General features: G+C 67.0%; 25 protein-coding genes and 1 tRNA gene. 12 read left to right on the forward strand and 14 right to left on the reverse strand.

Going from position 1 to position 25,925, the window contains the following annotated elements; translation table 11 throughout:
* Window positions 1-44 precede the first annotated feature (44 nt).
* On the forward strand, window positions 45-446 hold the full coding sequence (locus FCF25_RS04070; protein ID WP_232819741.1) for a DUF5830 family protein: 402 nt from the start codon (window positions 45-47) through the stop codon (window positions 444-446).
* Between the two features lie 45 nt (window positions 447-491).
* On the opposite strand, the gene FCF25_RS04075 is transcribed toward FCF25_RS04070, so the two are convergent.
* The gene (locus FCF25_RS04075; protein ID WP_137047408.1) at window positions 492-1,637 is read right to left on the reverse strand and encodes a hypothetical protein; all 1,146 of its coding nucleotides are present in this window, start codon (window positions 1,635-1,637) and stop codon (window positions 492-494) included.
* 131 nt (window positions 1,638-1,768) lie between these two features.
* Between FCF25_RS04075 and FCF25_RS04080 the strand changes: the two genes are divergently transcribed.
* The 3 genes from FCF25_RS04080 to FCF25_RS04090 all read left to right on the forward strand — a co-directional run bounded on the left by FCF25_RS04080 (window position 1,769) and on the right by FCF25_RS04090 (window position 3,934).
* Window positions 1,769-1,918, forward strand: a tRNA-Met gene (locus FCF25_RS04080).
* Window positions 1,919-2,533: 615 nt separating this feature from the next.
* Window positions 2,534-2,818 carry a hypothetical protein gene (locus FCF25_RS04085; RefSeq protein ID WP_232819742.1) on the forward strand — a complete coding sequence of 95 codons (285 nt, stop codon included), beginning with the start codon at window positions 2,534-2,536 and terminating at the stop codon, window positions 2,816-2,818.
* A 138-nt stretch (window positions 2,819-2,956) separates the two neighbouring features.
* Window positions 2,957-3,934: a lamin tail domain-containing protein gene (locus FCF25_RS04090; protein WP_137047409.1), complete on the forward strand. Its 978-nt coding sequence runs from the start codon at window positions 2,957-2,959 to the stop codon at window positions 3,932-3,934.
* 48 nt (window positions 3,935-3,982) lie between these two features.
* Here the strand turns inward: FCF25_RS04090 and FCF25_RS04095 are convergent, their stop codons facing one another.
* From FCF25_RS04095 to FCF25_RS04110, 4 genes are all read right to left on the reverse strand, one after another.
* On the reverse strand, window positions 3,983-4,174 hold the full coding sequence (locus FCF25_RS04095) for a hypothetical protein (RefSeq protein WP_117594899.1): 192 nt from the start codon (window positions 4,172-4,174) through the stop codon (window positions 3,983-3,985).
* Window positions 4,175-4,294: 120 nt separating this feature from the next.
* A complete protein-coding gene (locus tag FCF25_RS04100) occupies window positions 4,295-4,867 on the reverse strand; it encodes a DUF1684 domain-containing protein (protein WP_137047410.1) in 573 nt (190 codons plus the stop codon).
* 66 nt (window positions 4,868-4,933) lie between these two features.
* Window positions 4,934-5,908: an aldo/keto reductase gene (locus tag FCF25_RS04105; protein ID WP_117594901.1), complete on the reverse strand. Its 975-nt coding sequence runs from the start codon at window positions 5,906-5,908 to the stop codon at window positions 4,934-4,936.
* A 322-nt stretch (window positions 5,909-6,230) separates the two neighbouring features.
* A complete protein-coding gene (locus FCF25_RS04110) occupies window positions 6,231-6,491 on the reverse strand; it encodes a hypothetical protein (protein ID WP_117594902.1) in 261 nt (86 codons plus the stop codon).
* A 375-nt stretch (window positions 6,492-6,866) separates the two neighbouring features.
* On the opposite strand from FCF25_RS04110, the gene FCF25_RS04115 reads away from it, so the two are divergent.
* Together FCF25_RS04115 and FCF25_RS04120 are read left to right on the forward strand one after the other, a co-directional pair.
* Window positions 6,867-7,832, forward strand: coding sequence for an asparaginase (locus FCF25_RS04115; RefSeq protein ID WP_137047411.1), 966 nt, complete (start codon window positions 6,867-6,869; stop codon window positions 7,830-7,832).
* A 56-nt stretch (window positions 7,833-7,888) separates the two neighbouring features.
* Window positions 7,889-8,176: a transcriptional regulator gene (locus FCF25_RS04120; protein ID WP_137047412.1), complete on the forward strand. Its 288-nt coding sequence runs from the start codon at window positions 7,889-7,891 to the stop codon at window positions 8,174-8,176.
* A 25-nt stretch (window positions 8,177-8,201) separates the two neighbouring features.
* On the opposite strand, the gene FCF25_RS04125 is transcribed toward FCF25_RS04120, so the two are convergent.
* From FCF25_RS04125 to FCF25_RS04150, 6 genes are all read right to left on the reverse strand, one after another.
* Window positions 8,202-9,122, reverse strand: coding sequence for a DMT family transporter (locus tag FCF25_RS04125; protein WP_117594905.1), 921 nt, complete (start codon window positions 9,120-9,122; stop codon window positions 8,202-8,204).
* Between the two features lie 87 nt (window positions 9,123-9,209).
* On the reverse strand, window positions 9,210-10,607 hold the full coding sequence (locus FCF25_RS04130; protein WP_137047413.1) for an ABC transporter ATP-binding protein: 1,398 nt from the start codon (window positions 10,605-10,607) through the stop codon (window positions 9,210-9,212).
* On the reverse strand, window positions 10,600-11,862 hold the full coding sequence (locus tag FCF25_RS04135) for an ABC transporter ATP-binding protein (protein ID WP_117594907.1): 1,263 nt from the start codon (window positions 11,860-11,862) through the stop codon (window positions 10,600-10,602). The genes FCF25_RS04130 and FCF25_RS04135 overlap by 8 nt, the downstream gene beginning before the upstream one ends.
* Window positions 11,863-12,876: an ABC transporter permease gene (locus tag FCF25_RS04140; protein ID WP_137047414.1), complete on the reverse strand. Its 1,014-nt coding sequence runs from the start codon at window positions 12,874-12,876 to the stop codon at window positions 11,863-11,865. It lies immediately after the preceding gene.
* Window positions 12,876-13,862 carry an ABC transporter permease gene (locus tag FCF25_RS04145; RefSeq protein ID WP_137047415.1) on the reverse strand — a complete coding sequence of 329 codons (987 nt, stop codon included), beginning with the start codon at window positions 13,860-13,862 and terminating at the stop codon, window positions 12,876-12,878. Before FCF25_RS04145 ends, FCF25_RS04140 begins: the two co-directional genes overlap by 1 nt.
* 34 nt (window positions 13,863-13,896) lie before the next feature.
* Entirely contained in the window at window positions 13,897-15,555 is a 1,659-nt protein-coding gene (locus FCF25_RS04150; protein WP_137047416.1) for an ABC transporter substrate-binding protein, read from the reverse strand.
* 125 nt (window positions 15,556-15,680) lie between these two features.
* Between FCF25_RS04150 and FCF25_RS04155 the strand changes: the two genes are divergently transcribed.
* The 4 genes from FCF25_RS04155 to FCF25_RS04170 all read left to right on the forward strand — a co-directional run bounded on the left by FCF25_RS04155 (window position 15,681) and on the right by FCF25_RS04170 (window position 18,463).
* Window positions 15,681-16,313: a reverse transcriptase-like protein gene (locus FCF25_RS04155; RefSeq protein ID WP_137047417.1), complete on the forward strand. Its 633-nt coding sequence runs from the start codon at window positions 15,681-15,683 to the stop codon at window positions 16,311-16,313.
* A 62-nt stretch (window positions 16,314-16,375) separates the two neighbouring features.
* A complete protein-coding gene (cysE, locus tag FCF25_RS04160; RefSeq protein ID WP_137047418.1) occupies window positions 16,376-17,032 on the forward strand; it encodes a serine O-acetyltransferase in 657 nt (218 codons plus the stop codon).
* 101 nt (window positions 17,033-17,133) lie between these two features.
* Window positions 17,134-17,853 (forward strand): twin-arginine translocase subunit TatC, encoded by a 720-nt coding sequence (locus tag FCF25_RS04165; protein ID WP_117594913.1) that lies wholly within the window; start codon window positions 17,134-17,136, stop codon window positions 17,851-17,853.
* A 406-nt stretch (window positions 17,854-18,259) separates the two neighbouring features.
* Entirely contained in the window at window positions 18,260-18,463 is a 204-nt protein-coding gene (locus FCF25_RS04170; protein ID WP_137047419.1) for a hypothetical protein, read from the forward strand.
* 317 nt (window positions 18,464-18,780) lie between these two features.
* Here FCF25_RS04170 and FCF25_RS04175 read toward each other — a convergent pair whose 3' ends face one another.
* The 3 genes from FCF25_RS04175 to FCF25_RS04185 form a co-directional block, all read right to left on the reverse strand.
* Window positions 18,781-21,030, reverse strand: a complete 2,250-nt coding sequence (locus tag FCF25_RS04175) for an NADP-dependent malic enzyme (protein WP_137047420.1) — start codon at window positions 21,028-21,030, stop codon at window positions 18,781-18,783.
* A 73-nt stretch (window positions 21,031-21,103) separates the two neighbouring features.
* Window positions 21,104-22,471, reverse strand: a complete 1,368-nt coding sequence (locus FCF25_RS04180; RefSeq protein ID WP_137047421.1) for a DUF4013 domain-containing protein — start codon at window positions 22,469-22,471, stop codon at window positions 21,104-21,106.
* Window positions 22,472-22,559: 88 nt separating this feature from the next.
* Window positions 22,560-23,732 carry a Xaa-Pro peptidase family protein gene (locus FCF25_RS04185; protein WP_137047422.1) on the reverse strand — a complete coding sequence of 391 codons (1,173 nt, stop codon included), beginning with the start codon at window positions 23,730-23,732 and terminating at the stop codon, window positions 22,560-22,562.
* 210 nt (window positions 23,733-23,942) lie between these two features.
* On the opposite strand from FCF25_RS04185, the gene FCF25_RS04190 reads away from it, so the two are divergent.
* Entirely contained in the window at window positions 23,943-24,836 is an 894-nt protein-coding gene (locus tag FCF25_RS04190) for a heme A synthase (RefSeq protein WP_137047423.1), read from the forward strand.
* Window positions 24,837-24,963: 127 nt separating this feature from the next.
* A complete protein-coding gene (locus FCF25_RS04195) occupies window positions 24,964-25,923 on the forward strand; it encodes a basic amino acid ABC transporter substrate-binding protein (protein WP_137047424.1) in 960 nt (319 codons plus the stop codon).
* Window positions 25,924-25,925 lie beyond the last annotated feature (2 nt).

Genomic DNA, 25,925 nt, shown 5'->3' on the forward strand with positions numbered 1-25,925 from the left:
CCACCACGGAACCGTTAACTCCGATGCTGCGAAATTCGCGGAACGTGCCCGACGGACCGACCGACGAGGGGGCCGGCATCGCCGCGACCCGCAGCGAGCGCATCGAGCTCGCCCTCGAACTGCTCGCACACCTCGAACACGACGAGCTGGAGCTGCCGGCGGTCATCGACCGCATCGAGACGGTGACGACGGACCCGTCGACGACCCGCGACATCCTCGACGAAGCCGAGAAGCGAGGCATCGTCGAACGCGACGGCGCGCGTATCCGAACGCGCCGCGGCGGCACGTTCGTCCGCTTCGAGAGCCAGGTCGTCACGCGCGAGGGCGAGTTCGACTGCCGGCGCTGCGGGGCGTCGATTTCGACGGGTCACTTCATCCGCTTCGAGGCCGGCGAGCTGGGTCCGTTCGGCTCCTCGTGTATCCGAAAAGTCACCGGTCGCGAGTGAGCACGCGGTCGCAGAACCGGCCGCGGAGACGCCGAGACGGGAGCGTCACCGACCGCGACTGAGTTCGTCGATGAGTCGCTCGAGGAGTTCGGCCTGGCGCCGTAGCTCCTCGTTCTGTCGCTCGACGGTCTCCGTCAGCGTCGCCAACTGCGCTCGGAGTTCGTCGGTGTCGTCGCCGGCGACGGGAGGCGCCGAGGCGTCCGACGGTTCCGGGACCGCCGTCTCCGGCGATGCCGACGCCGGTGCCGCCGCCTCGGCGGCGGCCGTCTCGTCGCTGGCGGACTCGAAGCCCGACCCCTCGAACGTCGTCGACTCCGCGGACTCCACCTGCGCGGCCGACGCCGCCGACTGCGATTCGACCGCCGTTTCGGCGGCTGCCTCGCTCGTCGCGTCGCCGCTGCCGTCGTCGAGGTCCACCGGGTCGTCCGGCCGCGTCGCGTTTTTCGGCTTCTCGCGCAACTCCGTGGGGTTGGCTTTCAGCGGCGCGGGGCCGTCGCCGAAGGAGACGTTCTTGCGGTCCTGCGCCGGGTCCGACTCGGACTCTCTGGCTTTCGCCTTCCGGAACGCGTCGAGCGAGGACGTCTCGTGATAAGTGCAGAGCGCGTCGGTCAGCGTCTCGCGGACCGCGCGCGCGTCGTCGTTCGGCGCTTTGAACCGCTCCTGGCGGCCGCCGAGCGTGAGGACGATGGAGGTGGCGACGCTGCCGTCCTCGAACGTGAGGTCGGTCACGTCGGCGTAGTGGTACTCCTCGTACTCCTCGTCCCAGACGGGCGCGCCGATGTGTTTGACGACTCGGTGGCTCGTGACGACGAGCGTGAGCTCGCTGAACCGGAACGTCTGCTTCACCGTCTCGCCCGGGTCGGTTATTCCGGCGGCGCTGAGAATGCCGGCCAGCACGGGGTGCAGCGCCTCTTGGAGGCGTTTCGACGGAATCGAGAACGACCGCTCGCCGTCGAGGCCGTAGTCCAGCGTCACCTTCGCTTTCCGCGAGGTGCGGCCGCCTTCGGAGACAGAGATGCGTTCGGCGTCGTGCGGATACTGTTCGACGGATTCGTCCGAGAGCAGCCCCTCGGAGCGGTAGATGAGCGTTCGCGTGGGCGTGACGAACAGTCCGTCTTCGCCACCGAGGCTCACCTGGGCGGCGACTGGTTCGTCGTCCAGTTCGGTCTGGACGAGTTCCGGCAGGCTCATGGCAGGGGTGTCCCGGTCACGCGTGATAAATTCAGGGGGTGCGGCGGCGAACGCGAATCTCGGTGAGAAACCGCCGCACGGTAAACCGATATGGGAAGCTTCAAGAGTCTCATCGGACAAGATGAGAGTGAGCCCGGGTGGCTTAGCTGGACATAGCGCCGCACTCATAGGGTTCTGAGATTCGGTGCGGTATCGCCTTGGAAGCCTCCGCCCCAACGGGGCCTGCCGAGCCTCTGACCTGGGATATGCGGAGATCGTGGGTTCGGAGCCCACCCCGGGCATTTTCCACTTCGACTTCGCCCCGGAGCGCCCCGCACACCCTCGGAGCGCCCCGCACACCCTCGGAGCGCCCCGCACACCCTCGGAGCGCCCCGCACGCCCCCGGAGCCCCCGCTCGTCATCGGAGGCGAGTCCGCGACTCGCGGCGGGTGGCTCCTCGAAAACGATGTCGACGGCATCGAGCCGTCTCCCCACTAGCACAAAACGGCCGGGCGCTGACGCGACCCCCGGACACTGACACACCACGGCGACCGGTTCGGGGCCGCCGTCGAGCGCCGCCCGGTAGCGCGACGATACGCGTCCGGACGACGACTCTGATAGTTCGTACCGGCGACACCTCCATAGTATTGAACTCCATACCGAACGAGCGAAAGCGCCGAACCACCGGTTAAGCCGAATTTGGCGGTCACTAACCCGGTGTCCGGTGCAGAAGTCGGGGCGAATTCGGCGCTCGACCTCCGCGTACACCGCGAACTCGTCGTCGGGAGAGGACGAGCTCGACTTCGTCGAGCGAGTCGGTGACGGGCCCTCCTGCGGTCTAATTCGGCTCGCACTCGCCCTCGGCGTTCGGAGTTGCGGGCGAAGTTACAAGCCCCGGTACGGGTAATCTGTACCCGATGGGTCCGAACACCGCGACGGACGCCGAACGAACGCCCGTGGGTCGGCCGGCGGCCGGGCAGACGTGGTTCGACGTCATAGAGGACGTTATCGACACCGAGATCGACCGTCAGGAGACTATCGAGTGTCGGTTCGAGCAACTGGAGGTGGACGTCCCCCTTCGGATGGAACCGGGCGCCGAAATCGCCCGCTGGCGACTCGACGGAACGGTCCGCGTCCACGTCGAAGGGACGCGCGGACCGCTGTCGGAGTGGCTCCGGTTCTGGTACAGCAGACTCTCCTGACGGCGTCCGCGGGCTCGCTGCCGACGGGTTCGGCCACTGCGCCGGTGCGGACGCGAACAACAGACCGCTCGGCGCTCCGACGCCCGACCCGACGACGTGGAACTGATATACCGCTACCTCGTTGTCCGGCCCGTGGACGTGCTTCGCCGACCAACGGTCGTTCTCGTCGTCAGTGTGTCGCTCCTCACCGCAGGCTGCGTCGGCGTGCCGCTCCCGTCGCCCGACGACGGCGCACCGTCCGCCGGCGACGCTCCGCTACCCGGCGAAGGACCGGGTCGAACCGCGACGGTCGTCGACGTCGTCGACGGCGACACGGTGAAGATAGCGTATCCGAACGGGACCCGCGACACGGCCCGTCTGCTCGGCGTCGACACGCCGGAGACGTACGGCGAGAGCGACCCCGCCGACTTCGAGAGCGTCCCCGACACCGCGGCGGGGCAGGCGTGTCTCAACGAGCACGGCGAACGCGCCACCGACTACGCGACCGAGACGCTGCTCGACCGCGAGGTCACGCTCCGGTTCGACGCGAACGAACCGCGACGCGGTTACTACGACCGCTTGCTCGTCTACGTGGTGGTGGACGGCACCGACTTCAACTACGGCCTCGTCGCCGAGGGCTACGCCCGCGTCTACGACAGCCAGTTCACCGCCCGCGAGCGCTACTACGACGCCGAAGCAGCGGCACAGCGGGCGGAACGCGGGCTGTGGGAGTGTGCGACCGACGACGGCGGCTCGTCCGCCGGAACCGGTCGGGGTTCGGAGACGGCGAGGGCCGACGGCGGCGACTCGTCGCTCGTCGTCGACGAGATACACGAGGACGCCGCGGGCGACGACCGGCAGAATCTCGTCGACGAGTACCTCGTCTTCCGGAACAGCGGCGAGGAGACGCTCGACCTGTCGGGGTGGACCGTGACGGACGAAGCGGGCAAGCAGTACCAGTTCCCGGACGGGTTCTCCCTCGAACCCGGTGCGACGGTCACGCTACGGACCGGTGACGGCGAGGACACCGACGAGACGCTGTACTGGGGCGCGAACAGTCCGGTGTGGAACAACGACGGCGACGAGGTGGTCGTCCGAGACGAATCGGGCGCGGTCGTCGCTCGGCGGTCGTACTGACCGCTCTCACGGTGGCAATCGACGAGAATCGAATCGGTGTCTCGGGTCTCAGACGGCGCGGCCGGTCACGTCGGTGCCGACGAGATAGGTGCCGGCCGTGAGCAGCGCCGCGGCGACGACGAGGATGAGGCCGCCGACGACGCCGGCGAACGTCGAGGAGGGCAGCGCCGTCGGTACGAAGCCGAGCGTGCCGACGACCATCATTCCCAGGCCGAGAGTTCCGTTGCGTGTTACGTCCATACCTCGGCTATATCGCCGGACGCATAATGAATTTCGCTTTCGTTCCGCGAGGGCGGTTCGAGACGCCGTGCCGACAGGACGGCGGTTCGACGTCTCGGTCGGACGACCCCCGCCCGCTCGTCACTCTCCGAACCGCTCGCCCGCCGGAATCACCACGTCGAGCCAGTTCTCCTCGGGCGGGAGCGGGCAGGCGAACGTCTCGCTGTAGGCGCAAAACGGGCTGTACGCGAGATTGAAATCGAGCACCACCTCGTCGTCGTCTTCGAGTTCTCGGTTCGGTTCGAACTCCATGTACCGTCCGCCGCGGTACGTCTGCTGGCCGGTCGTCTTGTCGCGGAACGGGACGAAGAGCGACCGCGAGTCGTCGGACTCCTGGCGGTACCCGGCGAGCGTCTGCGTCTCGCCGCTGGCTTCGAAGTCGAACGTCACCACGCGGAGGTAGCGGACGTTCGGACCGTTCGTCGTCTCCATCTCGACGGGGTCGGGTTCGTCGTGCGTCGTCACCGTCGCCTCGACGCGGTAGTCGGGGTCCGGGTCGAAGTAGTCGAGGCCGTCGAACGCCTCGCGCTCTTCTGGCGGAATCGGCGACTGCGGGTGGTCGGCGAAGAACTCGTCTTTCTGTTCGCGCTGGTGCTGGACCTCCGCGCGCCACTCGTCCACGTCGACTCCGGTCTCGGCTTCGCTGTCGCTCATGCGATTGCGTTGCCGGTGTCGACACAAATCGGTTGGGACCGCGGTCCGGTTCGGCGGTTCGCGCGCTTAGTTCGACTTCGCGCCCGCGAGGCGTTGGAACTGCGCGTCGGTGAGCGAGATGTCGCTCGCGACGAGGTTCTCCTCCAACTGCTTCGTCGTCCGCGCGCCGACGATGGGGGCGGTCACCTGCTCGTGGTGCAGCAACCACGCGAGACTCACCTGTGCGGGCGTCGCGCCGACCTCCTCGGCGACGGCTTCGACGGCTTCGAGCGCGTCGAAGTTCTCCGGCGTCAGGTAGGAGTCGGCGAACTGCTGGTCGTTGGCCGCCCGAGACTTCTTCGGCGGTTTCTCGTTTCGACTGTACTTACCCGTGAGGAAGCCGCCGGCCAGCGGCGACCACGGGACGACGCCGATATCGTAGTGTTCGCACATGTCGAGGTAGTTACCCTCTATCTCCCGGTTCGCCACGTTGTACCGCGGCTGTGCGAGCGAGAACGGTTCGTAACCGCGCCTGTCCGCCAGTTCGTTCGCCATCGCGACCTTCCAGGCGTTCGGTTCGAGCGTCGACGCGCCGAGGTAGTTCACTTTCCCGTCGCGGACGAACTCGTCGAGCGTCCGCATGAACTCGCGGGCGGGCGTGTCGTCGTCCCACCGGTGGACGTAGAGCACGTCGACGTAGTCGGTGCCGAGGCGGTCGAGAATCTCGTCGACGTTGTTCCGGAGGTGTTTGCGGTTGAGCCCGCGGCCGTTCGCGTGGTCGCTGGTCGGCCAGTAAATCTTCGAGGCGACGACGAACTCCTCGCGGTCGCGGTCGGCCAACCAGTCGCCGATGTACTCCTCGCTGCGCCCTTCGCCGTACATGTCGGCGGTGTCGATGAACGTGCCGCCGGCGTCGGCGTACGCGTCGAGCAACTCGTGGGCCCGCTCGCGGCCGACTTCCAGGTCCCCGTCGTCGTTTCTCCGTCCGAATCGCCACGTGCCGAACGCGATTTCGCTCACCTTCGTTCCGGTGCGGCCGAGCGGAACCGTGTCGAGAGACATGCGAGAACGTGCGACGAGCGGGCGTTAAAGTACCCCGATTCGGGTCGTCGGCGAACACTCGAACGCGGCTCGACTCCGGCGACGACGAGTCGGTCGCGGGCACGGGGACGAACTCGGAGGGCGGAATCGAAGGGGGAAGGAACGGTAAAGAGAGGCGTACGATGTATGGAGGGCTGCCGGTCCCGAGGGAGGCAGTGCGATGGTGTGGGGAAGTGCGGGAAGATGCAGCGGCGGAGAGATGCGGGGAACCGTACCGGAGTGGGAGGCTGCGGGGAACCGTACCGGAGTGGGAGGCTGCGGGGAACCGTACCGGAGCGGGAAGCTACTGCTTGTGACCGTGCCCGACGACGAGCGCCAGGATGTTCGCGACGAAGAGCAGCGGAAGCAGTTCCATCCCCACGCCGAAGATCGTTTCGCCGGCGACGACGGGGATGTAGAAGAACGGCAGCGCGATCGCGGCCCAGAAGGCCGTGAACTGCACCGGACGCGCGAGGATGCGGCCGCCGAGACTGTTCGAGAACTCGTCGACGAGGCTGTTCGATTGGCGGGGGCGTTCGTTCTTGAGTGGGGAGGAGTTGGACATGGGACCTCTCATCTTCTCGTACAACTCGGGGGGTCATATAGGGGGTAGAGTGTTGAGCCGAATTCGGGAAGTTTTAGCATTGACCAGTTTCCTAATTGATCTTTCAAGACGGACTGAGAGGGGAGCTAAAAGTTTATAGAGGCTTCTCATACTTCGTCTCCACGTTGGAGTGAGTGTCTCTCACAACGGAGTTTTCCCTCCGATTGAACGAACTGGAGCACGTAACCTACTCGATCTGACCCATAGCTATTTTGACCATTGTCGAACGCGGCGGTGGCCGGACGGGGAACGACGTCTGAGTCGCGTCTCGACCGTGGGGAGCACAAAAACCACCGCGTGCAAAACAGTCAACCGGCGGGCGCGTGAGAGTCGTCTATGCCAGACGTACAAGTGCTGAGTTGCGGCGGGACGATCGCCAGCGAACCGAGCGAGACGGGGGCCGCTCCGGCGAAACGCGGCGCGGAACTGGTCGAGGCGGTGCCGGAACTCGACGAGTACGCGACGGTCACCGCGGAGGAGATCGCCTCGTACCCGGGGTTCGACATGCAGTTTTCGGCCGTCGCCGCCGTCGCAGAGGCGGTGGAATCGTCCGACGCCGACGGGTTCGTCGTCACTCACGGCACGGACACGCTCGCGGACACGGCGTACGCGCTCTCGCTGCTGCTCGACGCCGACGTTCCGGTCGTGGTCACCGGGTCGCAGCGCCGCTTCGACGAGGTCGGAACCGACGCGCCGGCGAACCTCCTCACCGCCGTTAGAGCGGCCGCCTCCCCCCGATTTTCGGGCGTGTTCGTCGCGTTCGACGACGAACTCCACGCCGCCCGCGACGTGGAGAAGACCCACACGAACGCGCTCTCGACGTTCAAATCGCCGGGGAAAGGCCCCGTGGCGACGTTCACTCGGTCGGAGACGCATCTGCACCGCACCGCCGAGAGTACGTCCTCGGATTCGGCGTCGCTCCCGGTGGCGGCCGCCGCCGACGCGTCGGCGACGGTTCCGGTCGTCCACTCGGGTATCAGTGTCGCCGGCGACGAACTCGACAGAGCGGTCGACGCCGGTGCGGACGGCGTCGTCGTCGAGGGGACCGGTCTCGGTAACGTCTCCCGGAGCCTCGGCGACGCCGTCGCGCGCGCGGTCGAATCGGTCCCCGTCGTCGTCAGTTCGCGCTGTCACGTCGGCCCGACCGACCAGGTGTACGGCACTCGCGGCGGCGGCGTCACGCTCCGCGAGCACGGCGCGCTGTTCTCGGGCGACCTTCCGACCTCGAAAGCCCGAATCAAGCTCCTGCTGGCCCTCTCCGCGGGTATCGAGGGCGACGACCTCGCGGCGCTGTTCGACTGAGTTTCCGACTGCCGTCCGACCGATTCTTTACCCGCGGCGCCGACCCTTCGGGCGAAATGGCCGACCTCAACCCCATCGCAAAGCGCATCCACAACGTCTCGCCCGAACCGGTTCGACTGACGCTCTCGGACGGTTCGAGCGCCGTCTACCACTTCTCGGGGACGCAGTTCTTCCAACGGGAGTTCCAGGGCGAGGGCACCTGCGAGGACGACGACGCCGACTATCGGCTCATCACGAGCGAGGACAACGAGTCCGTGTTGCTCGGCCGGAAGGGGCCGGACGACGACGGCTGGTCGATGGTCGGCGAAGTGGTCGAAGCCGAGCGGACGGAGCGAGTCGAGTAGCGCCCGACCCTCGGACGGCCGGCGGTTACGACAGCCCGGCGGAACGGCCGACCAACTGCTCGCGTATCGCATCGCGTTTCAGCAGGACGAACCCGCCGAAGATGAACAGAAAGCCGAGCGCCGTCTCCGTGCTCAGCGGTTCTTGGAGGACGAGATAGCCCGAAATCGCGGCGAAGACGGGCGCGACGTAGGAGACGAGGTTGATCTCGATGGCCCCCAGTCGGTCCAGGAGGTCGAAGTAGACGAGGAAACCGAGCGCGCTCGCCGCCAGCGAGAGGTACAGCAGCGCCGCGACACCTCGCGTCGTCCAGGTGATGTCGGCGAGCGTCTCGCCCATCCCGAGCGAGACGACGTGCATCAGCGCCGCGCCGCCGAGCATCGCCCACGCCTCCATCGTCTCGATGGGGAGCCCGTCGTCGATGCGCTGAGAGAGGACGCTTCCGAGCGCGAACGCCGCCGCTGCGCCGAAGACGAGCAGTTTCGACACCGTCGCGCCCGCGAGCAGGTTGGTGGGGTCCAGGTCCGAGAGGACGGCGACGCCCACCAGACCCAACAGGAGGCCCGCGGCGCCGGCGGCGGTGAGTCGCTCGCTCGGGAGGAACATCCGCGCGAACACCGACGTCAAGACGGGGCTGAGGCTGACGAGAACCGCCGCGGCGGCGCTCGTCACCGGCCCGCTCTGGCCGACGAACAACAGGACGTGGTAGGCCGCGATGAGAAAGACCGCGCCGACGGCGACGGCGGCCCACTGCTGGCGGGTTCGGGGTATCGGGTCGTCGACGGCGTACGCGGCGTAGCCGAGCATCAACACGCCCGCGATGTCGTAGCGCAGCGCCGCGAACAGCACCGGCGGAAACGACGCCAATCCGGCGTTGATGGCCATGAACGCCGAACCCCAGACGGCGGCCAGGAGGAGAAACAGCAGTGCGTCCCGTGTTTGAGTCACGTCGAAACTGGTCGGTCGGGGGGCGTGTAGTTTTCGTTTGCGGCGGAGGAGGCCGGTTGCGACGCGCCCGCGGGACCGACGTGCGACTCAGTCGGCCTCCGCGCCCGTCTCGTCGTCGCCGACGACGTCGGCTTCCGGGTGCGCGCGCACCGGGTCGCGGTCGACCGGTGCGTCCGCCGGTTGCTCGTACAGGTGGCACGCCGACGGGTGCTCGCGCTCCTGCAACAGCGGTCGAGTGGTCTCACAGACGCTCTCGAAGCGTTCGCGGAGGATGGCGATCGCTTCCTCCGTGTCGCCGTTCGACAACGCCTCCAGCGCCCGTTCGACGGCCGCTTCGTCGTCGCCGCTCAGGTCGTGACTGAAGAACTCCTCTCGGAGGTGGCGCTTGAACCCCGGTTTGTCGGTCTCGTCGTCGACGTTGTTCCACACCGACTCCGCGCTCAACTCGCCGCGTTCGAGGCGGTCTCTGAGGTCCATCACCTCGCGGTACGCCCGCTGCGAGAGCGTCACGTCGGCGGGCGGGATGACCCGCGGACAGCGCGTGCGGAACCGACAGCCGCTCGGCGGGTTCCGCGGGCTCGGCACGTCGCCCGCGAGCGGTTCGACGTGGCGGCCGCTCTCTGCGACTGCGGCCCGCGGGACGCTCTCCAACAGCGCTCGCGTGTAGGGGTGCTGCGGGTCGTCGAACAGGTCGTCGGTCGGCCCGAGTTCGACGATGTTGCCGAGGTACATCACGGCGACTCGGTCGCAGATGTGGCGGACCACCGAGAGGTCGTGCGCGATGAACAGGTATGTGAGGCCGAACTCCTCCTGGAGGTCGTCCAGCAGGTTCAACACCTGCGCCTGCACGCTCACGTCGAGCGCGGAGACGGGTTCGTCGAGCACGATGAACTCCGGTTCGAGCGCGAGCGCGCGAGCGATACCGACCCGCTGGCGCTGCCCGCCGGAGAACTCGTGCGGGTAGCGCTCGACGTGGTTCGCCGAGAGCCCGACGCGTTCGAGCAGTTCGGCGGCCCGGTCGATGCGCCACTCGCGCTTCGAGCGCCCGTCGTCGGGCGACTCCTCGGGCAGTCCGTGGATTCGGTACGGCTCCGAGATTATCTCGCCGATGGTCATCCGGGGGTCGAGACTGGAGAAGGGGTCCTGGAAGACGATCTGGGCGCGGCGGCGGAACTCGGTCAGTTCGTCGCCCTCCATCTCGTAGACGTCGTCGCCGGCGAACTCGACGCGGCCGTCGGTCGCCTCTCGCAGGCGAAGCAGCGTCTCGCCGGTGGTCGACTTCCCGCATCCGGACTCGCCGACGAGCCCCAGCGTCTCGCCTTTGTGAACGTCGAAACTGATACCGTCGACGGCCTTGACGCTCTCGGACTCGCGGCCGAGCAGCGTGTCGAACAGCGAACTCTCCTCGCCGTAGTACTTCTTCAGGTCGGTGACCCGAAGGAGCGGGTCGCCGTCGGTCGCCGTCGGTCGGCGGTTCTCAGTCATCGCTCACCACCTCCTGTTCGGCGGCGTCCTCCGGCGTCTCCGGGTCCGCCGCCTCGTCCGCGCCGCGGAAGTAGTCGTCGGCGAGCGCCTCCGCGGGGTCGAACTCGCGGGTCGCGAGCACGCAGCGGGCGGTGTGAACCGCCTCCGCGTTCGCGCCGTCGCCGACGACGTCGCCGCTGTCGGTGTCGTACTCGGGGATGGGGTTGAGACACGTCTCCATCGCCTTCGGGCAGCGGTCCGCGAAGTAACAGCGGCCGCCCATCTCCGAGTCGAGCAGACTCGGCACGTTGCCTTCGATGGGCGACAGCCGCGGTGACGGGTCTTCGAGGTCCGGAATCGACCCCAACAGCCCCTCCGTGTACGGGTGTACCGGCCGTTCGAAGATGTCTTCGAGCGTGCCGCGTTCGACGACCTGTCCGGCGTACATGACGCCGACGCGGTCGCACATCCGCGCGATGACGCCGAGGTCGTGCGTTATCATGATGATGCTCATATCCTGTTCGCGCTGTAGCTCTCTGAGCAGGTTCAGAATCTGCGCCTGAATCGTCACGTCGAGCGCCGTCGTCGGTTCGTCGGCGACGAGGACGTCGGGTTCGCCCGCGAGCGCCTGCGCGATCATCGCCCGCTGGAGCATCCCGCCGGAGAACTGGTGGGGGTACTCCTCGGCGCGCGCCTCCGGGTCGGGGATGCCGACCTGTTCGAGCAGTTCGATGGCTCGCTCTTTGCTCTCGTCGCTCGTGTACTCCCGACCGGGGACGACGCTGTCGACGAGGTACTGCGCGAGACCGTACCCTTGGGTCCGCGAGCGGGTGCTCCGCGGGTTCGCGCGGGCGCGGCGCTGGACCTCGACCGCTTCGGCGATCTGTTCGCCCACCGTGATGGAGGGGTTGAGACTGCTCATCGGGTCCTGAAACACCATGCTGAACGAGGGACCGCGAAGCGACCGGCGGACGCCCTTGGGTAACTGCCGCAGGTCGACGAACGCGCCGTCGACGGCGTCCGGCTTCTGTTCGCGGAACTCGTCGGCGAGCGCCTCGTTTCGGTACCAGACCTCGCCGGCGGTCACCCTGCCGGGCGACTCGATGAGGTCGATGACCGACAGCGCCGTCACCGACTTGCCGCTGCCGGACTCGCCGACGATGCCGAATATCTCGCCGTCTCGAACGTCGAAACTGACGCCCTCGACGGCGTTGACCTGTCCCTCCTCCGTGAAGAACCGCGTCTTCAGATCTCTGACTTTGAGTATCTCGTCCATCTAAACGCCTCCTTCCCCCTCGATGCCGGGGTCGAGCGCGTCGCGCAGCCAGTCGCCGACGAGGTTGACCCCGATGACGGCGAAGACGATGGCGACGCCGGGAATCGACGCGATCCACCACGCCGACGCCAGATAGTCACGGCCCTGTGCGATGTCGAGCCCCCACGAGAGGTTCGCCCCCGAGAAGCCGAGGTACGACAGCGAGCTCTCCAGGAGGATGATGGCGGCGACCTGAATCGTCGCCAACACCAGGATGGGAGTGATGCTGTTCGGGAAGATGTGTCGCGCCACGATAGAGCCGTCGCTCGCGCCGAGCGCGCGGGCGGCTTTCACGTACTCCTCGCTGCGGAGGCTGAGCGCCTCGCCGCGGGCGACGCGAGCGAACCACACCCAGTTGACCAGTGCCACGACGAGCACGACGGTGCCCGGTAACACGATGTTCGACGGCATGTCGGGCGCGAGTCCGACGGCGACGAACGGGTCGGGTATCCGTATCGTCACCCCGCCGAACAGGCCGATGAGCGCGATAGCCAGGACGAGCGACGGGAACGCCAACATGATGTCGGACATCCGCATCAGGCCGTCGTCGACGCGGCCGCCGTAGTAGCCGGCGGTGAGGCCGACGGTGACGCCGATGAGCACCGCCAACAGCGTCCCGAGGACGCCGACGAGCAGCGACGTACGCGCCCCGTAGATGGTCCGCGAGAGCATGTCGCGGCCGAGCGCGTCGGTGCCGAGCGGGTGGGCCATCGTCGCGTTCACCGTCACCTCCTCCTCGATGACCTGGATGCTCCCGTTGACCATCTCCGAGCGCGTCTCGTTCTCGGTCGTGCTGAACCCGAGCGGCGGCACCTGCGAATTCTGTAGATCCTGCTGATACGGGTCGTACGGCGCGATGAACGGCGCGAACATCGCCACGAAGATGATGGCCAACACCAGCACGATGCCGATCTTGGCGAGCGCGCTCCCGCGGAGTTCGCGGCGGAGATTCCGCCACGTGCGTGGAGCGACCATCAGTCGTACACCACCTGTGGGTTGACGTACGCGTACAGCGCGTCGACGACGATGTTCACGAAGACGAAACTCGACCCGATGATGATGAGACTGCCCTGGATGAGCGGCCAGTCACGGGTGTTGATGCTGTTGATGACGAGCGTTCCCAGTCCGGGCCACGCGAACACCGCCTCGGTGATGACCGCGCCGCCGATGAGCGTCCCCAGCTGGAGGCCGAGAACGGTGATGACCGGGATGAGCGTGTTCCGGAGCGCGTGCTTGTACCGGACGAGCGTCTCCGGAAGCCCCTTGGCGCGGGCGGCGTCGACGTAGCTCTTGCCGAGCTCGTCGAGCATCCCGCTGCGCGTCAGGCGCGTCACGAGCGCCGTGAAGTACGTCCCCAGCGTGATGGCCGGGAGCGTGATGTGCTGCAACCAGAGGACGATTCCGGCGGGGTTGCCCGCGACGAGATACCCCATCGCGGGGGTGAATCCGATAGGTCGGCGGCTCGTCGGCAGGAAGTTCAACTGCACCGCGAAGACGAGCACGAGCATGATGCCGAGCCAGAAGTTCGGCGTGCTGATACCCGCGAGCGAGAACGTCGTCGCGGCGTAGTCGGCCGGTTCGTGCCGTCGCGTCGCGCTGACGACGCCCAGCGGAATCGAGATGATGATCGCGACGACGGTGGCGGCGACGGCGAGTTCGACGGTCGCCGGGATGCGAGCGAAGATACGCGTCGCCGCTTCCGTCCCCGAGATGTACGAGTAGCCCATATCGCCGGTGAGCAACCCCGCGAGATAGTCGAGGTACTGGACGTACAGTGGTTGGTTCAACCCGAGTTCCTCGGCGATACGCTGCCGAAGTTCGGGACTGGCGTCTAACGGGGCGATGAAGTTGACGGGGTCGCCCGGCGTAGAGAACCGCAGGAGGAATACGACCGTCACGACACCCCAGACGACGAAGATTCCCTGCAGGCTCCGCTTGATTATGAATCGTGCAAATGACATGATTGAGTGGAGAGAAGGCCGCGTGAGTCGTCCGTTACGGCTGGGCGATTTCGTACGCCTTGATGGACTCGTCGCGACGTGGCTGCCAGTCGATACGCGAACTCGCTCCGTAGACGCTGTACTGCCGGTTGAGGAAGATCCACGGCGCCTCGTCGTGGGCGAGTTGGTTCGCCTCCCGAAGCAGCTGTTCGCGCTGGTCGGCGTCGGCGGTCTGCCCCGCCTCGTCGAGTAGGCTGTCGAACTCCTCGTTGCTCCAACTCGACAGCGCGCCGTCGGTCGACAGCAGCGGGATGAGCGTCTGACTCGCGTCGAACGTCTCGTTGCCCCAGCCGATGAGGTACCAGTCGGGCATGTCCTCGATGTTGCCGGTGGTGAGCTGCGCGGCGAGGTCACCGAAGTCGCGCTGGGTCACCTCGGCTTCGACGTTCGAGAGCTCGTTGATGTAGCCGACGACCGCCTGCGCGATCTCGAGGTCTTTCAGGTAGCGACCGACCGGCGTGTGCAGTTCGAGCGTCGCGCCGGCGAACCCGCTCTCCTCGACGAGCTGTTCGGCCTGCTCGACGTCGTACGGGTACGGGTCGATGTCGGGGTTGTAGCCGACGAACCCTTCGAGCGTCGGCTGACCCGTCGGGTCCGAGAAGTCCGCGAGCACCTCCGCGACGATAGTGTCGAGGTCGATGGCGAGGTTCATCGCTCGCCGGAAGTCGCGGTTCGAGAACGGCTCGACGTCGTACCGCATTCCGTTGTAGATGACGCGCGTACTCGGTACGGCTTCGACGCTCGTGTTGTCGTTGCCGTTGATGCGGCTGACCTCCTGTGGTGGGACGTTGACGACGATGTCCGTCTCGCCGCTGACGAGCTGGTTGACGCGGGTGCTCGACTCTGACGCCGAGGTGATGGTCAGCGCGTCGACGGCCGCCGGTTCGCGCCAGTACCCTTCGTACTTCGTGTACTCGACGCTCTCGTCTTGGGTGTAGTTCGACAGCTGGAACGGTCCGGTGCCGTTTGCGTGGCTGTTGATGTAGCTGTTGTCGTTCGATTCGACCCACGACTGCTGCATGATGTCACCGTAGCTGGCGAGCAGCCCGACGGCCATCGGGTTGACGCCGTCGGAGACGACGTCGACCGCGTTCTCGCCCTCGACCGGCTGCGCGTCCGTGATACCCGCCAACTGGTCGCTCTGCGGGCTGGCGAGGTTGCCGACGTCGGGGTTGACGATGCGGTTGATGCTGAACGCGACGTCCGCGGGGGTGAGTTCGTCGCCGTTGTGGAACGTGACGCCCTCGCGGAGCGTGAGACGAACGCGGTCCGGTTCCGCCTGTTCGTAGTTCTCGGCGAGGCCCTCGATGACCTGCCCCTCGCGGTTCCGGTCGAGCGCCCCCTCGTACATCTGCATGGTGATGATGTCCGTCGTCGTCTCACGGTGGTCGTGAGGGTCGAGACCGGAGTCCATCTGCCCCTGCGTGATGGTGACGGCGAACTCTCCGCCGTCCTGGTTGTCCTCCCCGTCGGAGCTCCCGGTGTCGTTACCGGTGTCGTTTCCACCGCCGTCGCCCCCGGTGTCCGCGGGCGTCTCGGTGTTTATCTCGTCGGAGTCGCCGGAACAACCGGCGAGTGCTGCCGTCGCGGCGGCACCGCCTGCCAACTGGAGGTAACGGCGTCTGCTAACACGTGACTGCCTGTCTTCAGTCATGAACGCACATGGGCGTTACCCCGATATATATGCTATGGTATGACCAATCGCAACACGTGGTCGAGTTACTACTGGTATGACACGTCGACCATACAGTTAAGTATCGGAATTACCAAGCGTGCGATATGGCCGCACACCGCCGGTCATCGCTGAGAAATCTGTTCGACCAATCGCCCACCCCGCACATCGCGCATCCGCCGCGAACCCACCACCGCCAGTTCTACGTCGCGACCGACGGGTCGTACCGTCCCGGCAGGGGCGGACTCGGGGCCGTCATCGAGACGCGCGACGGCGTACGGGTCGCCCGCGTCTCCCTCCCCGACGCCGTCCCGAACAACAACGTCGCCGAGTACCGTGCGCTTCACCTCGGCTTGGACGTGCTGGCCGCGCGCGCACCCAGGTCCGCGAGCGTCGGCGTCCTCGTCGACCACGACGACCTGGCGGCGAACGTCAACGCCGCGACGCTCGCGGCCGCCGACCCGTCGTGGAACCCCGCCGGAACGCCGCCGGTCCCGGACGGGAGCGAGAACCACTGGCGCGGCATCCTCGCGCGCATCTCGGGGTTCGGCGACCTCCGCGCGGCGCGCATCGACAGCCGCGAGAATCCCGCCCACGTGCTGGCGAACACGCCCACCGAGTACGCTCACGTGAACCGCGAACCCGACCGCTGCGTGCTCCCCGAACCGCCGGGAGCCTCGAACGGCGCCGGCGACGGCGTTCTCCCGCCGTCGCGGACCGAACGGACCGCGGGCGACTGAGACAGGCGAGTCCGGGGCGAAACGCACACAGCTATCCGTCCGCGACGACGACAGTTCGAGCGATGCCGTCACCGTGGACACGACTCCGGGAAGACCTGCGCGCCGCACTGGAGAACGACCCGGCCGCGCTGAGTTACACTGAAGTTCTGTTGACGTACCCAGGGGTCCACGCGCTCTGGATGCACCGGTTAGCGCACGCGCTGTGGAACGCACAGCTGCACCTCCCCGCTCGACTGCTCTCTCATCTCTCGCGGTTTCTCACCGGCGTCGAACTCCACCCGGCGGCGACGGTGGGCCGTCGGGTGTTCATCGACCACGGAATGGGCGTCGTCGTCGGCGAGACGGCCGAGATAGGCGACGACGTCGTACTCTACCACGGCGTCACGCTCGGCGGCAACTCGATGCAGCGGACGAAGCGCCACCCAACCGTCGAGGACGGCGCCGTCTTGGGCGCGAACGCGACCCTCATCGGGCCGCTCACCGTCGGCGAGAACGCCCGCGTCGGGGCGGGCTCCGTCGTCGTCGACGACGTTCCCCCCGAGACGTCCGTCGTCGGGAACCCCGCCCGAGCGCTCGGAGACGGGACAGACGCTGGCGAAGGGGGTGACGGGACGAACGCCGGCGAAGGGGGCGACGGGACGAACGCCGGCGAAGGGGGCGACGAGGACGGAGCCGAAAATCGACGCTCCGACTCGGTGACAGACGCCGACGACACCTGACAGCCCGGGTCAGTCGCGGACGTCGACGATGTCGACGGAGGGAGTCGCGGAGGCGGATTCGGGGGGAGAAAATTGATAACACGGTTGGGCATACCCCTCGCATGGTCCTCGAAGCAGATCGCGTGCGGGAGCTCGGACCCAGAGGGAGTGGCGTTCTTCTGCGGATTGCCCGCACGCAGGCACGCGAACTCACCCTCCTGTTTTCCGTCGCCGTCGCGCTGACGCTCGCCGCGTTTCGAGCGACCGGGGTCGACCTCCAGAAGGCCGCGCTCGGCGTCTACGCGCCCGCGGGGACGACGCTCCCGACCGACCCGCTGGTCTCGCTCGGCGTCGAACTGCAGGTCGCAGCGCTCGCGGGCGTCGGCGTCGCCGGAACGGCGCTCCTCTGGCAGGCACGCGCGGAGATTCGTCCACACGGCACGCGAACGAGACGGCTGTATCTCCTGTCGGCGGGACTCTGTCTGCTCGGCGTCGTCCTCGGTGCGGTGCTCGTCGTTCCCGCACTGCTGGAACTGCTCAAGTTCGGCATCCTCAGAAGCGGGTTCGTCCCGGCGTACCGACCGTACTGGCTGGCGGAGGTGGCGCTGTTTCTGCCCGTCGCCGTCGGCGTCGCCCTCTCGCTACCTCCGCTGATGGTCGCGCTCGTCGGCGACGGCATCGTCTCCTCGTCGGTACTGCACCGCGACTGGGGGTTCGTCCTCCTCGGCGTGCTCGGCTACGCGTCGGTGTACTCGCCGCCGGACTCGGTGACGTTCGTCGTCTACGGCGGCGTACTCTTCGCCGGCTACGTCGCCGGATTGGCCGTGCTGACGTTCGGATAATCAGTAGCGGAAGGCGAGTCCTCCACGTCTCACGGTGTGAAAACGACACAGGGCACCACCCGACCGTCGACCACCGAAGACGCTTATATAGTCGGAACGACGACAGGAAACGATGCCCTCCCTCTCTCGGCGTCGCCTGTTGTCCGTAGCTGCGACCGGCGGCGCTGCACTCGCGGGGTGCACTGCGAGTTCGAACGAAGACGGTGCGGCAGTCTCCGAAAGCGCGACTGCTACCGAGAGTGATGGACATGCCCACCGAGACCGGTACTGTCGACCACGAACTGGAGGGAACCGAGGTGCAGCGCCACCGTGGTTCGACTTCGACAGCGCGGCGGACATCGTCATCAGCAATGCTGCCTATCCCGGAGCCGTCACCGTCGCGCTGACCGTGGGAGACAGCCGTCGGGTGATAGAGCTTCCCGAAGAAGAGCGGTGGGTTTCACGGGATATCGTCGACGATGGCGCGACCCCGACGATAACCGTCGCAGCCCAGAAGATGGAGGCGCGACTGAAGTGGGAAGGCGAGCGAGACAACAGCGGTATCGCCGTCTTCACCGTCGGCGAGGAGGCCATCTCGACACACTTCACCTACAAGTACTGCCCCGAGTGACCGCCTTCCGGTGACCGGGATTGTAGTATCCCACCAGTGACACTCGGAGCCTTCCCCTCGTTTCGGCGGTGTCTGACGGAGTTTAGAAACGAAAAGAAACCAGAGTCGACGGTCGCTATCGGCCGATTACTACTCTTCCTGCGCGTCCGCGACCGCCACGCCCGCCAGGTTCACGATGTCGCTTCCACCTTTTTCCGCTCGGGGTCGCTCCGCGACCCGCTCGCGCAAAAATCCGGACCAAAAAACGCTCGAACCGGGAGAGCGACGCTCTCCCGAACTCTCGTTCGCCGGTGGCTCACGAGAACTCCGCTCGCGTGTTACTCTTCCTGGGCGTCCACGACCGCCACACCCGCCAGATTCACGATGTCCTTCACTTCGTCGCCGCGCTGGAGCACGTGAACGGGTTTGTCCATGCCGACGAGCATCGGACCGATTGCCTCCGCGCCGCCGAGGCGCTGCAGCAGTTTGTAGCCGATGTTGCCCGCTTCGAGGTTCGGGAAGATGAGCACGTTCGCCGGTTCGTCGAGCTCCGTGAAGTCGTAGGTACCTTCGAGGATATCCTCGACGACGGCGGTGTCGGCCTGCATCTCGCCGTCGACGGGGAAGTCGACCTCGGGGTCGTCGTGCAGGATGTCGACCGCCTGCCGCGGCTTTCGGGTGCCCTCGTTCTCAACGCTGCCGAAGTTCGAGTACGACAGCATCGCCGCGCGCGGTTCGACGTTGAACCGCCGCGCGAGTTCGGCGGTGTGTTTCGTGATCTCGGCGAGCACCTCGTCGTCGGGGTCGAGGTTCACCGTCGTGTCGGCGGCGAAGATGACGCGGTTCTTGAACGTCAGCATGTACACGCCCGCGGCGTAGTCGGCGTCTTCGGCGGTGCCGATGACCTGCAGCGGCGGCCGCAGCGCGCTCGGGTAGTGGTGGGTGAGACCGGTGAGGAGCGCGTCTGCGTCGCCCTGTTCGACCATCACGCTACCGAAGTAGTTGCTGTCGCGGCTGATGAGCTCGCCCGCCTCGCTCCGGGTGATGCCTTTGCGGCGGCGGAGCTCGTGGAGCCTGTCGGCGTAGCCCTCGTGGTCTTCGCCCGCCGGGTCGACGATGTTGGCGTCGAACTCCAGCCCGAGGTCGGCGGCGGTGGCGCGGATGGTGTCCGCGTCGCCGAGGAGAATCGGGTCGGCGATACCCTGTTCTTGAATCTGGTAGGCGGCGCGAATCATCTTCTCGTCGGTGCCCTCCGCCAGCGCGACGCGCTTGGGGTCCGACTTCGCCTTGTTGAGCACGACGCGCATCATCTCGCGGGACTTGCCGAGACGGGCTTCGAGGCGCTCCTCGTAATCGGCCACGTCGAGGTCCTTGCGAGCCGCGCCGCTGGTCATCGCGGCCTGCGCGACGGCGGGCGCGACCTCGAACAGCACGCGCGGGTCGAGCGGTTTCGGGATGATGTACTCCGAGCCGAACTGCAGCGGCTGGTCGCCGTAGGCCTTCACGACGGCGTCGGGGACGTCCTGACGGGCCAGTTCGGCGAGCGCCTCCGCGGCGGCGACTTTCATCGCCTCGTTGATTTCGGTCGCGCGCACGTCGAGCGCGCCGCGGAAGATGAACGGGAAGCCGAGCACGTTGTTCACCTGGTTCGGGTAGTCCGAGCGACCCGTCGCCATGATGACCGTGTCGTCGCGGGCGTCTTTGGCCGCCTCGTACGTTATCTCGGGGTCGGGGTTCGCCATCGCGAAGATGACGGGGTTGTCGGCCATCGACCGCACCATCTCCTGGGAGACGATGTCGGCGACCGAGAGGCCGACGAACACGTCCGCGCCCTCCATCGCGTCGGCGAGGTCGCCGTTCGGGCGGTCGGCGGCGAACTCGCGCTTGAACTCGTTGACCTCGTCAGAGCGGTCGACGGTGATGATTCCCGAGGAGTCGCACATCGTGATGTTCTCCCGCTTCGCGCCGAGCGAGACGTAGAACCGGGCCGTGGCGATGGCGCTCGCGCCCGCGCCGGAGAAGACGATGTCGAGCTCTTCGAGCTCCTTGTCGACGATTTCGGCGGCGTTCAGAAGCGCCGAGCCGGAGATGATAGCCGTCCCGTGCTGGTCGTCGTGGAAGACGGGAATCGACATCTCTTCGCGGAGCCGTTCCTCGATTTCGAAACACTCGGGCGCTTTGATGTCTTCGAGGTTGACCCCGCCGAACGTCGGTTCCATCGCGGAGACGCACTCGATAATCTCGTCGGCGTCGGCGCGGTCCAACTCGATGTCGAACACGTCGATGTCGGCGAAGCGCTTGAACAGCACGCCCTTCCCCTCCATGACGGGTTTCGACGCCTGTGCGCCGATGTTGCCGAGACCGAGCACCGCGGACCCGTTCGAGACGACGCCGACGAGGTTGCCCTTCGCCGTGTAGTTGTACGCCTCGTCTGCGTCGTCGGCGATGTCCAGACACGGTGCGGCGACCCCCGGCGAGTACGCCAGGCTCAGGTCGCGTTGGGTGTTCGTCGGTTTCGTCGTCGAAATCTCGATTTTGCCGGGAGGTGATTGCCGGTGGTACTCCCGTGCGTCGTCATCCAGCCCCATGGCTGCGGCGACTCCCTCCGTCAGCAAAAAACTATGGATAGCGTCGATATCGTGGTTCGACGAACGACGAATATCAGCGTTTGTCGGGACCGAATTTGAAGCCCGAATCGTCGTCGTCGCTCTCCCCGTCGCCGCCGGATTCGCCGCCGCTCGGGGGCGCTGTCTCGTCGGTGGTCGACTGCCACGACGGCGAGTCGTCGGCGGAGTCGGCGGAGTCGGCGGAGTCGGCGCCGGAGCGACCTGTGGGCTCGTCGTCGGGGCCGTCGACGGACTGCCCGTCGTCGGTTCGGTCGTCACCGAATCCCCCGGAGCCGCCGGCGCCACCGGGTCCGTCTCCGTCGTCGGACTCGTCCCCGTCGCCCGGTTCGACTCCGGCGTTCTCGTCGCCGTCGTCGTCCGGAATCGGGACGAGGGCGAACCGCGGGTTCGAGCGACCGAGCACCATCAGTTCGTACGTCCGGAAGTACGTCTGGACGACGATTCCGACCGGGAGCGCGACGAGCAGGAACGCCAGAAACGCCACCAGAAGCGTCAGACCGCCCAGAACGACCGTGGCCGGAGAGAGCGCCGCACCGAACGCGCTCACGATTGCGATGACGACGATGACGGCTATCGCCCCGATGACGAGCGCGGGGATTGCGACGACGATGCTGGTGACGATGCCGACACCGATTCCGAGGATGGCACGCATGACGAGGTAGACGAGGTACTGCTTCCACTCGCCGCGCAGCGTCGTCCAGAAGCGTCGCCAGCCCTCGACGACACCGGTGTCGTCGACGAGCATCACCGCGGTGACGAACGTGTTCGTCAGACCGACGACGAGACCGAGAACGATACTGACGACTGCGAGGAGGGCGAAGACCGCGACGAAACCGATGGCGCCGAGGCCGGTGACGACGCCGGGGGCGATGCCGAATCCAGATAGGATCTCGGGTGCGGCGAACGCGAGGACGAAGAGGGCCGCGCCGGCGACAATCGGGATGTTCACCGCGAGCGAGAGGACGAGTTTGAACACGAACAGCCGAACGCCCTTCCCGAGTCGGCGACGGAACGGAGTACGGATGCGCACGTCGCCGGTGCGGAGGGCGTCGAGGAAGACGAAGCGCATCACGTCGCCGACGAGGCCGAACAGGAGCGAGAGGACGATGACGAACACCACGAGGCCCGCGACGAGGAGGGCGATGTTAGTGAGCGTCCCGGGGTCGACGCCGCCCGTCGGGTCCGGCGACGGAGACGGCGAGGGCGTCGGCTGCGGCTGGGTCGGCACGTCGCCGCTCCCGCCGAAGTTGCCGAAACTCGGCGGGGAACCCCCGGTGCTCAGCGCACCGAGGAAGAAGACGATCACTGCGAGTCGGAGCCACCGACCGAGACTGAACGGGAACAGGAACCGACGAGTCGAATCTATCGCGTCGTCGATTGCATCGATTGCGTACCAGGGCACGGTCGCATGGTTTCACTCACACGACAAATACGTTGCCCTAAAAAGCCCTCCCGGATCGGCGGCGCAGTCTCCTTGTTTTACTTTCAGACTACAAGGAGAGCACGTCGTGGCGTTCCACCGTCGCGTCGTACCCCACGGCGTCGGCCTCCCGAGTCGGCCACTCGCCGGTGCTCGTGAGCACCTCGAACCCGTCGTCGGTGACGAGTACGGTGTCCTCGCTCTTCGCGCCCTGAATCGTCGGGTTCCAGGCGTATCCCATCGGGAGACGTACCTCGTCGTCGGCCGTCGGCGTCGCGAACCACTCGCGGCCGGCGTAGCCCGCCGCGCCGCCCTGGTGGTGGTTCTGCCACTCGTCGGGGAAACCGACGTCGTCGTACGCCGCCTGAACCGCGCCGAACACCTCGGACGCCGGTCCCCTCTCGCGCCCGACCGCGCGCGTCGCCGCCAGCGCCGTCGCCTCGACTCGCGTCGCCTTCTCGTGTCGCTCCGCCAGCCACTCCGGCGGGTCGAACGCGACGGTTCTGGTCGTGCTGGCGTGGAGGCCGCCCCGCTCCGCCGTCACCGAGACGAGCGCATAGTCGCCGAGTTCGGCGAGCTTCGGGGTGTAATGCCGATACGACTGCGCGCGTTCGGAGCCACCGACGAGGGCGACGGGCGCGTTGATTCCGCGCGCCGACAGCGTCACGCGCAGCGCCGACGCCGCCTCGTGTTCGGTGTCGCCGGATTCCAGTTGACGGCAGACCTGCTCGACGGCAGCGGCGGTGTCGCGGCCGAGTTCCCGGTATGCCTCGATATCGCCCTCCGAGAGCGGCTGTCGGAGCGTCGAGGCGTCGACCTCCCCGAACCCCGGAACGTCGAAGTCCGCGGCCGCGTTCTCCGGCGAGTGGTCGGCGACCGACTCCGCGAGCGACGACTCGTACCACCGGCCCGCCTCGACGGTAAACTCGCCGGGAAGCTCCTCGTCGACGAGCCGCGACGCTTCGATGTTGTCGGTGACGACGCGGAACTCGCCGGCGTCGGCGTCTCCGTCCTCGGCGACGTAGCCCGCGGCGGCGACGCCGAGGTCGGCCGTCGCGCTGACGACGTTGTCGCCGCCGGTGAGCCACGCGAAGGAGTTCGGGCGGGCGAACCAGACGGCGTCGAGACCGGCGTCGTCGAGATACTCGCCGAGCCGGCGTCGCCGGTCGGCGAGTCGGTCGGAATCGGCCGTCTCCGTGACTCCGCTGTCGCTACCCCCGGTGTCGTCGGTGTGGTCGGTCACGTTCGAGTGCACCGGCGGAACGCACTTCAACCGGTCGAAGGCGGTCAGCGAGGACGCCGACTCCGCCGTCTCAGCGCGGTTCGAAGCGGTTCGTTTCGACGCGGGTCGAACCGGTTCGACCCGATTCGGCGGTCTCACGTTCGATGAGTGGACCAGACGGGCGTTCGGACAGGTCTAAGTACGCCCGCTCCCGAGTCTGCGATAGGGATTATGCTGAGAACACGCACCCGCCCGAACTGGCTCTCGTTCCGGCGCTTTGCGGCCGTCACCACCGCGTCGACGGCGCTGCTCATGATGTTGGGCGTCTACACCGCCGCGACCGGGTCCGGACTCGCCTGTTCGGCGCAGTGGCCGCTGTGCGACAACGGACTGCTGCCGCAGACGATTCCGAGTTTCATCGAGTGGTTCCACCGGCTCGTCGCGATGGTCGTCGGCTTCCAAATCCTCGGAACGGCCGCCTGGGCGTGGAAGCGCGGCGCGAAGCGGAGCGTCAAACTCTCGACGACGCTCGCGCTCGTCGTCCTCCCCCTGCAGGTGAGCATCGGCGCGGTGACGGTGACGCTGTCGGGACTGATTCCGAACGGCTACTCGGTGCCGACGCAGGCGGCGCACTTCGTCGTCGCGCTGACCATCTTCACCGCGCTGACGTTCGGCACGCTCCGCGCGTACGACGGCCACTTCCGGCGCTCGGCGCTCGAACGGGTGAACCTCGCGCTTCCGGCGACGTTGGTGCTCGTCGCCTTCGCGGCGCTGACGAGTCGGGTCTGGGGGCTCCTCCCGTACGGGTCGACGGCGCAACCGCTGTTCGTCGGGTCGACGCTCGTCGCCATCGCGGCGCTCGTCGCGACGGCGGTCTGGGTGACGCGGGCGTCGCACTCGCAGGCGCCGCTGACGCGCCTCCGTCCACTCGTCCTCACCGCCGCCGGTCTGCTCGTGGTCGTGGCGCTGCTCGGTCGCGACCTCGTCGTCTACACGCCGCTCGTCCGCGACCTCAACGCGCTGCTGTTCGGTCTCGCGGCGCTCTGTATCGTCGCCGCGACGTGGCTCGCCCGACGCGTCGAAACCAGCGAACAGGCGACGACTCACGGCGTCAGCGGCGATTGAGGCGACCGTTCGGGTTCGTCGCTTTCCTTCCGGTCGAACCTTAGTCAACGAATAAACACGTCAGACCCAGTGGTTGTTTCCGGTCAGGAAGAAAAGTTGAAGCGTCTGCTTGGCCTCGTCTATCGGTATGAAGTCAAACCGTCAGTCTGGCGTCAGTCGTCGGACGTATCTGAAGTTAGCCGGAGCGAGCAGCGTCGCAGGCCTCACCGTGACCGCAGGATGTACCGTCGACACCGGCGGAGACGGTGAAAACGGCGGGGGCAGCGACGGCGGCGACGACGGGTCCGGCAACGACACCGGGACCGACGGGGGCGACGGCGGCAACACGGAGATCGTCCCCGGCACCGCGCCCGGGTTCCCACCGTTCGAGTTCAAAGACGAGCAGGGCGAACTGGTCGGCTTCGACATCGACCTGCTGGAGGCCGTCGTCGAGGAGACCGACTACACGCTCGCCGACTGGGAGGAGTTCGAGTTCGACTCGCTCATCCCGGCGCTGCAGAACGACCGCATCGACGTCATCGCCGCGGCGATGACCATCACCGAGGACCGTCAGGAGACCATCGCCTTCTCGGACCCCTACTACAACGCCGACCAGTCGATTCTCGTCGCCGGCGGAAGCGACTTCGACCCGCAGTCGCTCGACGACCTCGCCGGCCAGACCGTCGGCGCACAGGAGGGTACGACGGGCGCGGGCGTCGTCGAGAGCGAACTCGTCGAACCCGGCGACGTCGACCAGTCGAACTTCCGGACGTACGGCAACTACGTCCTCGCCGTGCAGGACCTCGAAAACGGCAACGTCGACGCGCTCGTCATCGACCAACCCGTCGCGCAGACGTTCGCCGACCAGCGCGACGTCGAGATCGCGTTCGTCTACGAGACGGGCGAGCGCTACGGCTTCGGCCTCCGGCAGAACGAGAGCGACGTGCAGTCGGCGCTCAACGAGGGGCTGCAAGCGGTCCGCGACAGCGGCCAGTACGAGGAGATTCGCAACGAGTGGTTCGGCGGCTCCGGCGGGGAGACGTCGGGCAACGAGTCCTCGGGTAACGAGTCCGGAAACAGCTCGAACTCGTCCGCAGTCGGGGAGTAACG

The sequence above is a fragment of the Haloprofundus sp. MHR1 genome, from assembly GCF_005155585.1.
Taxonomy (GTDB): Archaea; Halobacteriota; Halobacteria; order Halobacteriales; family Haloferacaceae; genus Haloprofundus; species Haloprofundus halophilus.